Consider the following 10,998-nt stretch of genomic DNA (forward strand, 5'->3'; position numbering starts at 1 on the left):
ATTCAATAATTGAGTCAACTCATTATTGAAATCTGGTGCATGTATTCTTACTATCCGAGTGATGAAGTAAGCCAGGCGCCGGTTTTCTTCGCCAGAAGGCCATTTGTAGCGCTTTCACACATAATGCTGTTCGCATGTGGTCAGCAATCGCCCAACCCACGATTTGCCTGGAAAATAAATCAATGACAACCGCAACATAGAGCCAGCCTTCCAGCGTCCAAACATACGTAATATCCGTTCCCCATACTTGATTTGGGGCAACAACATCAAATTGCCGGTCAAGGCTATTTGTTGAAATTACTTCATTATGATTGCTGTTAGTTGTCACTTTAAAGCGTTTGGGATGGCGAGCTTTCAACCCCAACCGAGTCATTAAGTGGCGCACTTGGTAATAGCCAGATTTTATGCCCACCTTGCCCAACGCATCAGATAACCGCCGATAGCCATAGGTTTGTTTATGTTCATTAAAAAGCTGACGCGCCTTACCCTCAAGCGCTTCTCTTTTCCTGATCCTGTCGGTATCGTCAGGTTGCTTTGCCCACGCATAAAAAGCACTGGGACTACCCGCCATCATGCGACATAATACGGTAACCGGGTACGTCTTCTGTTGCTCTCGAATAACCTCGTATTTTATTCCATTTCCTTGGCTTCGATGCCTGCCGCCTTTTTTATGATTTCACGCTCCATACGTAACTGCTCGTTTTCCCGACGCAAGCGAATCAATTCAGTTTGATCCGTTAGACTTAAAGCTGTTTTCTTCCCTGCTGACTTAGCAGTAGGCGCTCGTTCTGCTCTAGACCAACGCCCAATCGCGCTTAAAGAAATACCTAAATGTTCAACAACCTGCTGGTGGCTATATCCTTTTTCATTAACTAATCTTGCCACATCTTGTTTAAGTTCTAGTGGGTACTTTGGTCTTGGTTGTTTTGTTTTTGTATTCATTTTCACCTCTCATGACATCATAAATCTGCCTCTAGATGTGTCCTGTTTAATTAGACCATTTCAATGATTGGTGGAATAGTTTTTTTATTCTGCACGGCACTGAAAACGGTTAAATTTTCAGTATCGTCTAGATCATAGCCACGGAAAAGATTTCAGAAAAATACACCTCACTTTTTTATGTTTTCCCTGCAGGATCATGGAAGGAGGGGGCTATTTAATTTCTAACCAAGTGCTGCGGAAGGTCTTGTTCTGGGTTTTAGCCAATGCTTTGCAATTCTCACCGTTGATCGATTTTGATCCATCATCACTAAGTATCTTCACTCTTGTCTTTTCCATCGGGTAAACAATCAATGCTTCCGGATGTAAATCTTTAAAATCAGTTTTGATTAAAACGGGTGTTTCAGAAGAACTACCAGACCATTGATAAAGCTGGAAACTACCATCATCGTCGTAGGGTCCTGCAACAATGAAGTATGCTTGATAGGTATCGGAATACTCAATACTGCGTATGCCCAGCCCATTCAATGCCAGAAGAATTGGTTTGCCAAACTTTGGTTTTTCATTTCTGGTAATGATTTCTTGTGGATTTTTCAATGGAACCAGCAATGCCTTCCCTTTCGGGATAGGGTTGCGGAATCCGATTAACAAATTTCCTTGTGGGGTTTTAGTTAGCCCTTCTATGTTAAGTCCATTCTTGGATTCTGGGGCATTTTTAGCAGCTTTTCCAAGATTGTACTTTTTTAATTTGGCGGAATCATCAAAAGCTTTGATTAAATTAACGAAGGGTGTGCCAAACGGCTTCAAGCTAAATTTGCCGTCGATAGTTTCGATATCCGTCGCAAAAAATCGGTGACGGTTAGGGCGCTCCTTGCCATCTTTATTGGCACCGTGCGAGGTGATCCAGTAGATTCGATTGTTAATGAGGGTAGCGCCTTCAATATCGGCTTCCGGGTGTTTCGGATTGATTTGCAGAAATGCAGAAAGATCCTGCGAGTATATGGGATTGCCGGATTCATCATTTTTAAAAATTCTTAGTGTGTTGTCTTCGTCATTGGCGACGACAAACAGGTTGGATCCCACAGGAACAGCGGCGGATGCATCGCACATTCCATAATGCTTGGTGATAGGTGAGAGTGTGCCAGCGGAAACAGGTAGTGTAAGAATCGTAAGGGCGATAGTGATTGCTATAATGACAAGTCTTTTGTTCATAGAGATTCCTTTGGTTTATTTTTTTTCTAAGCACATGTTTCAGTCGGAAATATATGGCGATACCTCAGATAAGTGCAAATTAAATCACCGTGACATCCACTCCAATCAGTAGCACCGCATCACCTTGCTGATAATTATGAAAATTGTCATGAGCACCGCTATCCCGCCACATAACCCAAATTCATCCAGCATTTGAGTAAAAGTTGGGCAAATACTCTATTGATTTATCATATTGTTTCTGTAGAATTTGCGGCTTCTTTAAGGAGGATAGCAATGATACTGGGGTCTGTAGGCTTCAAATTCAAGAAATTTATCAGCCTATCAGTATTTTTGCTTTTTCCGCTTCTGATATTTAATTCCAGTTTAGTTAAGGCTGAAATAATTTCTTATCCTGCACAAGTTGAAGGATGCTGGCTTACACTATTTAATAACAAGGCTCTGCCTTTAAGATCTACTTGTCAGGCTTCATTTGCTTCTGCATCGGGATATACAAACTCTAGTTGTAATCCCAATACAGTCACGCAATATTCACAAATTTCATGCACTTTCCTCGACCCATCAAGTGGCAACAATTTAACATGGAACTCACTTGGTACATATCCAATATACACCTGTCCGAATGGTGGAAAGGGGCATAATTGGATGTCAGAGAACGGATATAATATTACTCCTTTTACGTGTGAAATCAGTGTTGATAATACTAATGTTATTTCAGCTAAGAATATTGGTGATAATTCAAGCTGTAATACTAATTACGTAGGAAGCTACATAGGGAATCCAGTTCATGCAGCAACTGGAAACAAGTATGAAACTTCAATAGATTACACTTCACCAACATTTGAATTCACACATCGTTACAATAGTAAGCTTAATAAGCTTGATCGACAAATTGGCACCCAATGGCGCCACAGCTATTATAGCGCCAGACTAGCTTTAAATCCTTCTGCCACCCCACCTATTACATTCGCAGAACGGCCCGATGGAAGAACAGTACACTTTAGATTCAGTGGTGGTCTGTGGGTAAGCGATGGTGATATTTCTGATAAGTTAACAGAAATTCCCGGAAATGGCTGGCAACTAACCACTTCCGACGACACGATAGAAGCCTATGATACTTCCGGTAAATTACTGTCCATTATCGACCGCAACGATCGCACGCAAACACTGACTTATGATACCTATGGCCGCCTGAGTGCAGTTAACGATGATACAGGCCGTGCGTTAAATTTCACTTACGATGGTTTCAGCCGCATCCAAACCATGACCGATCCGGCTGGTGGTGTTTATCAATATGCTTATGACACTAACGGTAATCTGACTTCAGTTATCTATCCCGATACTAAAACCCGCACTTACCATTACAACGAACCGGCGTACACCAGCAATACCAATCTACCCAATGCACTGACCGGCATCACCGATGAGAACGGGGTGCGTTATGCCACCTATACGTACGATACCCAAGGTCGGGCGGTAGTGACCGAGCATGCTGGCGGTGTTGAGCGGTATGCCTTGGCTTACAGCGCCAATGGCAACAGCACTATTGTCACCGATCCGCTGAACAGCCAATATACTCACAACTTTCAGACCATCCTCGGTGTGGCCAAAAGCACCGGTCAATCACAACCAGCCGGCTCAGGTTGCAGTGCCGCATCTTCTGCAATGACTTATGATGCCAACGGCAATGTCGCCAGCCGCGCCGACTTTAATGGCAACAAGACTTGTGTTGCCTATGATCTGAACCGTAACCTGGAAATTGCCCGTGTTGAAGGTTTAAGTTCCGGCAATGCCTGCCCGGGGGATTTGATCGGTTATACGCCAGCCGCTAATAGCGCTGAGCGCAAGATTCTCACGACCTGGGATGTTAATTTCCGGCTGCCTGTGCTGATTGCCGAAGCCAAACGCGAAATCAGTTTTGTCTATGACACGCACGGCAATACGACACAATTTAAAATCAAAGACACTGCTACCAATGCCACGCGCACTTGGAACACGAGCTATAGCTATTACCCCAGTATTCCCGGCGTGATGTTACAAAAAATTGAGAATGGCCCACGCACCGATGTGTCGGACATCACCACCACCGACTATTACGCGCCGGATGCAGCCTGTACTGACGGTCATTTCGGTTGCCGGGGTCAGATTGCCAGCAGCACCAATGCGCTCGGGCATATCACACAAATCACACGGTATAACGCGCATGGCCAACCGGAAGTAATCATTGACCCCAATGGCCTTACCACCACATTAGCTTATGATAACCGCCAACGCTTGTATTCGCGCGCGAGTGGCACGGAATTTACTAACAATCGCTTAATCAGCCAGTCAGACAACACCAGCTTCAAACTCTGGAGCTATGACGCCAATAGCAACCGCACCCAAGCGCAGGCTGGTGGCAGCAGCCATCCACCTTACACACTGGATGTAGCTAGCAATCGATTGCTGAATGTAATCGCCCCGATTGGCAAAACGTATACCTATGATGCCGCCGGTAATCCATTGAGTGATGGCGCCACAACTTTTACCTGGAATGCCGCAGGCACGCTTGCCAGTACCGTCAGAAACGCCAAGACGCACACCTACAAAACCAATGCCTTGGGTGAACGCATCAGCAAAAACGGCCCGTTGAGCTCGAAGTTTTCATTCTTCTATGATTCCCAAGGACAGCTGATCGGTGAATACCGGGACAATTCCTCGACAGCAACGCCAATGGATGACTGGTTAGTCAGGCAGGAAACCATCTGGCTGGAAGACATTCCAGTGGCGGTAATCAAGAAACCGACCGCCACTAGCCCGATTCAGGTGTACACCATTCATGCTGACCATCTCAACACACCGAGAGTGATTGTTAATGCAAGCAATATACCCGTCTGGCGCTGGGGCAACGTGCATGCCTTCGGTTCCAACCTGCCGGATGAAGATCCGGATGGCAACAGTCAGCTTTTTGAATACCACCCCAGATTCCCTGGGCAGTATTTTGATAAAGAAACCAATCTTCACTACAATTACTTCCGGTATTATGAGCCGGAGACTGGAAGATACATTAGCCCTGATCCGATTGGGTTGTCGGGTGGGTTGAATATTTATGGGTATGCGCTGCAAAATCCGCTTACCTATACTGATCCAACTGGTGAAGCTGTCCCTGCATTAATAGCTGCTTGTGCCGGTAATCCAGCTTGTGCAGCAGCAGTAGGTGCGGGTGTTGGTGCGTTAACTGGCGTTCTGTTTGATCTCGGATCACAATTGCTTGATAACGGGGGTAATCTGCAATGTGTAGATAAAGGTAGTGTTGCGATTTCTGCGATAACAAGTGCGATTCCTCTTGGGGCTGCTGGTAGCAAAGCTCTAGGTAGGTTTGTTGCGAAGGACAAAGCGTCCCTATCTACGTTGCATGAGCGAGGAATAAAAATACCTAGTGGTAGAAAAATAAATACAACTCTCGCTGGAAGTAATAAGGTAAAGAATGCTCAGGGTGATATATTTAAACGTGTAGATTTTTCGCCGTCGAAACCACATGGCGGATTGTCACCGCACACACATCCTAATTTCCGAAATACTCTTCCAGATGGAAGCATAAGATCTGGTGTTTCTAGGCATGCTCAACCAGTATCAAGAAAAGATATTATTGATGCTGCTCGTGAAGGTGCTCAGCGGACAGGAGGCTTCTAATGATAGACATTACGCCACATATACTTGTTTGGCTGGCTTGCTGTAAGGAAGTTTGGGGAAATTGGTATAAGAAACTTGATAATGGTGAAGATGAGTTCGGGGAAGTAGAACAAGCTTTATTTTCTTCATTAGTTTTATCTTCGATTAATATGGTTAATAGGCCAGATTTAGATAAGTGTTATAAATTGCTATTTGCGGTGTACAAGGCCGATGTAGAGGACTATCGGTCGGTATGCACGAAACAGAAATCAGGTAACATTTATTGCGAAAGCAAGGTTATAAAATTTGATAAAGATACTGTACTACCAATAAAAGCAATAGATTCTATTGGTACGATGCAAGAAGGAAAACCTTATGTAGAATTGAAAATAAATGAACATGAATACATATTGGAGTCAATTGATAATCTAAGTATTAAGATCAATATTTAATATTACAATTACTTTCGGTATTATGAACCGGAGACTGGCAGATACATCAGCCCTGATCCGATTGGGCTCGCTGGAGGAATCAATATTTATGGATATGTAGAACAAAATCCGATGAGTCTTATTGATCCGACGGGCGAAGCACCTCCAATAATTGCTGGCATTATAACTGCGACGATCGCAACATGCCGTTCAGCTATTTCGGCAATTCCTAAGTTGATTTCAAAATATATTTCTAAAGATGTAGTACCAACTACGAAACAACTTGAAAATTTAAAAAACAATTTCAGGAGCATGGCGCAAAATCTTTAGAGCGTTCACAACGAAAGATTGAGCGTCGACTAAATGAACATTTAGATAAGTTAAATCAAATTAAAAGGGAAGGTGGGCATACAAGTTCAGTAGAGCGTGAAATAAGAAATTTTGAAAGAGAGCTTAGAGCAATAAAACAAACGCTTGGAGATAATTAATGAATAAGGTATTTAAAGGTTCTCAAGAAATTAAAGCACTCGCAGAAAAACTTCAGAAATACGATTGTGTTTCAAAATTTGATTCTGATAAAGACCCAGAAGCTTGGAGGTTGGCTCATTCTTTAATTGATCTAGAAGAATCATTTAAAGAGATATTAGATAATTCTCTGCCAGCTTTGCGCGAGGCAAATAGTGAAGAAGAACTTCACAACGCACTATTAGATATAGGCGAAGAATTACGCCATATTTTATATCATATTAAAGATCCTAAATTTTTTAGTTACTTATTTGAAGATAGTTAAGCATTAATAGATACAACGCTTTGGATCGGCGCATCATTAAAAATGGTACATTGAGCTCGAAGTTTTCGTTCTTCTATGATTCCCAAGGACAGCTGATCGGCGAATACCGGGACAATTCCTCGACAGCAACGCCAACGGATGACTGGTTAGTCCGACAAGAAACCATCTGGCTGGAAGACATTCCGGTGGCCGTAATCAGAAAACCGACCGCGACCGGGCCGATTCAGACTTACTTCATTCACGCCGACCATCTCAACACACCGAGAGTGATTGTTAATGCAAGCAATATACCCGTCTGGCGCTGGGACAACGTGCATGCCTTCGGTTCCAACCTGCCGGATGAAGATCCGGATGGCAACAGCCAATTATTTGAATACCATCCACGATTCCCAGGGCAGTATTTCGATAAAGAAACGAATCTACATTACAATTACTTTCGGTATTATGAGCCGGAGACCGGCAGATACATCTCGCCTGATCCGATTGGTTTGGCGGGGGGATTGAATGTTTATGGGTATGTGCTGCAAAATCCGCTGAGTTATACCGACCCAGATGGGTTGGCGCCGGATGCTTTAATTGACCTAGTTCTAATCGCATATGACTTGGCTTCACTTGCATATAATAAACTTAAAGATTGTGATACATCGTTAGATGAAGCGTCTTTAGCCGCAAATGTCACTGGATTATTAATTCCGGGCGCAACAGGGCTAGGGCTTGGTGTTAGAGCAGCGAGTAAAGGCGAGAAAGCAACAAGACCATCTTTGAGCGCGCACAAGGAAGCACTCAAAAAAATACAAGAAGAGGTTGGAAAGCTTCCAAAAAGCAGATCAGGAAAATTTGGAAGTCCACAAGCTGGAAACTCAAAAAAAGGATATAGACTCGACCCCCCGCATGATGGTGCTGTAAAAGGTAGTGCGGAGTCTAAATATCATTTTAACTGGTGGGATTACTCCAATGGTAAACGTGGGAACGGTGGACGAAGCGGTGCCATACCAATCGGGGATTAAAGAATAATGGATCAGGTAAAAATTGATAATTTTATTAGAGAAAATCCTGAAAGCACTTTCCCAAAATATATCGTTCTAAGTGATGAAGAATGTACTGATATTCGCTCGTCATTTTTTGAGAGACTTGGGCTTGATGCTTCAGCTGATGGTATGACATTAGTTAATGAAGTAGATAAGCGTAGCGAAATTTGTGAGGAGTTTAATTGCAATGAAAATTATTTTGACTTAAAGGAAGTTATTGCATCTCTTGGGATAACGTGTCCCGAATATGTTTTTATTAACTGGTATAGGTACGATGACATAGACAAAATGTTATTTTCTGATCTAGCAGGCTATTTTGATGATATTTGGTATGCTGACGTAGATGATATTGATGTTTTTGATAAAACGAATACGTGGTTGTTATCTCTTTCCCATTACGGACAGGTAAAGATTTTAAAATTATGATTTGATTTTTCTAAGGAAAAGTCGAAGATTATTTCGACACTGAAAAATACAATTACCTCAGGTGTTGAATGAAGCGCGGGGACAGGTCGAGAATTGAGAATATTACCAACGCATTCGTCATGTTTTTTGTGCCCACATCACCGGCCAGCCGGACAACACCAGCTTCAAACTCTGGGGCCATGATGCCAACAACAGTAATTGGTAATTGTGGATTTTATTAGCAAGAAAGAATGCGCCATAATTTCAAGCAACAAGCTAAACCCTCTTCATCCCTTTAACTTAGGAGTGTAATTAACAGTTTTATCCACAGATTTTGTGGAAAATCCCCGAGACGCAGAATCAATGAAGAACGAGCAACCCGGCTGCTTATGCAGCAGCTTTATGTTCATGTACCAACGCATAACCCCTGTGCAACCGTCTGGTTATCATTCGCCAATATTCATCGCAAGCTAGCTCGAGATCCGTAAAAAGCTCGCGTTTGTATCCGCCGCGCCGGTTATGCAATCCATACCAGCAGCGCACAATGGATAAATCACCCAACAGATCACGCTCAATTAAAAGCGTATAGCCTCGGGTTTGCGTCCTGAATTCTGTTTTGAACAGTATGTACATGATATTAACCGCTTGAGTACTCAGGTGATCCGATAGTGTTGTAGATCGAAGTAACATTACTACTGCATGTTGCAATTATACTTTGCCTGCCACCTAACCATAGAGTGTACCAACTTCTTCTTTACTTAATAGGGGCAATACACACTCTCCATCATCGGGAAATGTTTTACATTGCAGGTGGCAAGAATAAGGTTCTTGCATTCAGCAGAAGAAGCAAGCAGCGCGTCAACAATGCCGACACCGTGGCTTTTGCCATACTGCCGCCGATATAGGCCGCCTTTAATAGCAGCTTCAGCATTTAACAGAATCACGGGAAAATGCTGCACCAGCTTATCAAGCAAGTTACGTTCTCTACCATCTCGAACACCTGCATATAATTCGGCAACAGTGAGCGCTGAAAGGAAAGGGGGCGTTTCTAGTCCTTCCAAAAACTGCGCTGCCTTTTCATTGCCACGAAAAAAGTCAAATCGGTGAATATCGGGACAATTCCTCGACAGCAACGCCAACGGATGACTGGTTAGTCAGGCAGGAAACCATCTGGTTGGAAGACATTCCAGTGGCGGTAATCAAGAAACCGACCGCGACCGGGCCGATTCAGACTTACTTCATTCACGCCGACCATCTCAACACACCGAGAGTGATTGTTAATGCAAGCAATATACCCGTCTGGCGCTGGGGCAACGTGCATGCCTTCGGTTCCAACCTGCCGGATGAAGATCCGGATGGCAACAGTCAGCTTTTTGAATACCACCCCAGATTCCCTGGGCAGTATTTTGATAAAGAAACCAATCTTCACTACAATTACTTCCGGTATTATGAGCCGGAGACTGGAAGATACATCAGCCCTGATCCTATTGGGTTGGCGGGGGGATTGAATATTTATGGGTATGTGAACGGGAATCCGCTTAGTTTTATAGATCCTGATGGATTAAATCCTCGGTTGATTTATGAAGTGATAAAAAACTCAGCTAATAAAACAAAGAAAATTTGGGATGATCTAAATTTTGATGGTGCTACCTCTGGACTGCAGCATGGTAATGGCAGGGTATGTCAAGTGAGATACAAAAAGAAACCTATAATAAGGCTAGATTATCAACCCTATCCTGGTACAAAGGGTGAATCGCGCCTCCATCTTGATTTCGACTCATTAGACATCAAGCACGTACCGCTAGATCCCCGACGATTATTTGATAGGTAAAATTATGAACTGCCTTGAGATTGAGAAACTTGTGTTAATCATGGAAGCATCTTTTTCTGAAAAGATAGATGAAGCAATTGTTACTGAGTATTGGAAAAAATACGATGCCGATTTTATTGATGACAAACTACTCGGTGAAGCATGGAATGAGTTTACACATTATGTGACAGATCTCGATATAAGAAACAGAGATCCTGAATACGATGAACATATGAAAAAAAGATTATTAAAATATATAGAGAAAATAAGAAAAAAATACCTAGTTAGCTAAAGTAGGTCTAGTTTATAAAACAAAACCCAGCAAGAAGCGATCCAGGAAATATAAACCCACGAGGGCAGGTCCAGAATTGAGAATATTGCCAATGCATTCATCCTGATTTTTTGTGACCGCATCACCGGCCAGCCGGACAAACCAGCCCCAAACTCTGGGGCCATGATACCAACAACAGTAATTGGTAATTGTGGATTTTATTAGCAAGAAAGAATACGCCATAATTTCAAGCAACAAGCTAAACCCTCTTCACGCCTTTAACTTAGGAGTTCATTTAACAGTTTTATCCACAGATTTTGTGGAAAATCCCCGAGACGCAGAATCAATGAAGAACGAGCAACCCGGCTGCTTATGCAGCAGCTTTATGTTCATGTACCAACGCATAACCCCGAGCTATGATTATTTCTGGTGTATGACAAGTGAGGAGAAAGCGGTGTAGCCTG

13 protein-coding genes and 1 pseudogene are annotated in these 10,998 nt (G+C 43.0%); 8 read left to right on the plus strand and 6 right to left on the minus strand.

The features are described from left to right. Positions 1 to 22: 22 nt before the first annotated feature. From QZV86_RS12090 to QZV86_RS12100, 3 genes are all read right to left on the minus strand, one after another. Positions 23 to 634 carry an IS3 family transposase gene (locus QZV86_RS12090; protein WP_366925702.1) on the minus strand — a complete coding sequence of 204 codons (612 nt, stop codon included), beginning with the start codon at positions 632 to 634 and terminating at the stop codon, positions 23 to 25. Next, positions 631 to 942, minus strand: a complete 312-nt coding sequence (locus QZV86_RS12095; RefSeq protein ID WP_295628481.1) for a transposase — start codon at positions 940 to 942, stop codon at positions 631 to 633. Before QZV86_RS12095 ends, QZV86_RS12090 begins: the two co-directional genes overlap by 4 nt. 210 nt (positions 943 to 1,152) lie before the next feature. Continuing rightward, the gene (locus QZV86_RS12100; protein ID WP_295628484.1) at positions 1,153 to 2,151 is read right to left on the minus strand and encodes a DUF3616 domain-containing protein; all 999 of its coding nucleotides are present in this window, start codon (positions 2,149 to 2,151) and stop codon (positions 1,153 to 1,155) included. A gap of 642 nt (positions 2,152 to 2,793) precedes the next feature. Here QZV86_RS12100 and QZV86_RS12105 point away from each other — a divergent pair. From QZV86_RS12105 to QZV86_RS12130, 6 genes and pseudogenes are all read left to right on the plus strand, one after another. Then, entirely contained in the window at positions 2,794 to 5,820 is a 3,027-nt protein-coding gene (locus QZV86_RS12105; protein WP_295628487.1) for an RHS repeat-associated core domain-containing protein, read from the plus strand. Further along, positions 5,820 to 6,251, plus strand: a complete 432-nt coding sequence (locus QZV86_RS12110; protein WP_295628492.1) for a hypothetical protein — start codon at positions 5,820 to 5,822, stop codon at positions 6,249 to 6,251. Before QZV86_RS12105 ends, QZV86_RS12110 begins: the two co-directional genes overlap by 1 nt. A gap of 12 nt (positions 6,252 to 6,263) precedes the next feature. Beyond that, a pseudogene (locus QZV86_RS12115) lies at positions 6,264 to 6,560 on the plus strand (RHS repeat-associated core domain-containing protein); the annotation flags it as partial. A gap of 157 nt (positions 6,561 to 6,717) precedes the next feature. Continuing rightward, entirely contained in the window at positions 6,718 to 7,020 is a 303-nt protein-coding gene (locus QZV86_RS12120; RefSeq protein ID WP_295628496.1) for a hypothetical protein, read from the plus strand. Positions 7,021 to 7,040: 20 nt separating this feature from the next. Then, entirely contained in the window at positions 7,041 to 8,027 is a 987-nt protein-coding gene (locus tag QZV86_RS12125) for an RHS repeat-associated core domain-containing protein (RefSeq protein WP_295628499.1), read from the plus strand. 6 nt (positions 8,028 to 8,033) lie between these two features. Beyond that, positions 8,034 to 8,474 (plus strand): hypothetical protein, encoded by a 441-nt coding sequence (locus QZV86_RS12130; protein ID WP_295628502.1) that lies wholly within the window; start codon positions 8,034 to 8,036, stop codon positions 8,472 to 8,474. A gap of 366 nt (positions 8,475 to 8,840) precedes the next feature. Here the strand turns inward: QZV86_RS12130 and QZV86_RS12135 are convergent, their stop codons facing one another. Further along, positions 8,841 to 9,143 carry a hypothetical protein gene (locus QZV86_RS12135; protein WP_295628505.1) on the minus strand — a complete coding sequence of 101 codons (303 nt, stop codon included), beginning with the start codon at positions 9,141 to 9,143 and terminating at the stop codon, positions 8,841 to 8,843. A 68-nt stretch (positions 9,144 to 9,211) separates the two neighbouring features. Further along, entirely contained in the window at positions 9,212 to 9,592 is a 381-nt protein-coding gene (locus tag QZV86_RS12140; protein WP_295628508.1) for a type II toxin-antitoxin system VapC family toxin, read from the minus strand. A 35-nt stretch (positions 9,593 to 9,627) separates the two neighbouring features. Here QZV86_RS12140 and QZV86_RS12145 point away from each other — a divergent pair, with 35 nt between their 5' ends. Together QZV86_RS12145 and QZV86_RS12150 are read left to right on the plus strand one after the other, a co-directional pair. After that, positions 9,628 to 10,284 (plus strand): RHS repeat-associated core domain-containing protein, encoded by a 657-nt coding sequence (locus QZV86_RS12145; protein ID WP_295628512.1) that lies wholly within the window; start codon positions 9,628 to 9,630, stop codon positions 10,282 to 10,284. Between the two features lie 4 nt (positions 10,285 to 10,288). Continuing rightward, complete coding sequence (locus QZV86_RS12150) at positions 10,289 to 10,555, plus strand: hypothetical protein (RefSeq protein WP_295628515.1); 267 nt, start codon at positions 10,289 to 10,291, stop codon at positions 10,553 to 10,555. Positions 10,556 to 10,567: 12 nt separating this feature from the next. On the opposite strand, the gene QZV86_RS12155 is transcribed toward QZV86_RS12150, so the two are convergent. Continuing rightward, positions 10,568 to 10,792, minus strand: coding sequence for a hypothetical protein (locus QZV86_RS12155; protein ID WP_295628517.1), 225 nt, complete (start codon positions 10,790 to 10,792; stop codon positions 10,568 to 10,570). Between the last annotated feature and the right edge of the window lie 206 nt (positions 10,793 to 10,998).

The organism is uncultured Nitrosomonas sp., from assembly GCF_902826915.1.
Taxonomy (GTDB): Bacteria; Pseudomonadota; Gammaproteobacteria; order Burkholderiales; family Nitrosomonadaceae; genus Nitrosomonas.

Bases quoted from the DNA above. Each gene is read 5' to 3' on its own strand.
- QZV86_RS12105 (WP_295628487.1), top strand. From the start codon at position 2,794: ATGTCAGAGAACGGATATAATATTACTCCTTTTACGTGTGAAATCAGT.
- QZV86_RS12120 (WP_295628496.1), top strand. From the start codon at position 6,718: ATGAATAAGGTATTTAAAGGTTCTCAAGAAATTAAAGCACTCGCAGAA.
- QZV86_RS12110 (WP_295628492.1), top strand. From the start codon at position 5,820: ATGATAGACATTACGCCACATATACTTGTTTGGCTGGCTTGCTGTAAG.
- QZV86_RS12100 (WP_295628484.1), bottom strand. From the start codon at position 2,151: ATGAACAAAAGACTTGTCATTATAGCAATCACTATCGCCCTTACGATT.
- QZV86_RS12150 (WP_295628515.1), top strand. From the start codon at position 10,289: ATGAACTGCCTTGAGATTGAGAAACTTGTGTTAATCATGGAAGCATCT.
- QZV86_RS12130 (WP_295628502.1), top strand. From the start codon at position 8,034: ATGGATCAGGTAAAAATTGATAATTTTATTAGAGAAAATCCTGAAAGC.
- QZV86_RS12095 (WP_295628481.1), bottom strand. From the start codon at position 942: ATGAATACAAAAACAAAACAACCAAGACCAAAGTACCCACTAGAACTT.
- QZV86_RS12135 (WP_295628505.1), bottom strand. From the start codon at position 9,143: ATGTTACTTCGATCTACAACACTATCGGATCACCTGAGTACTCAAGCG.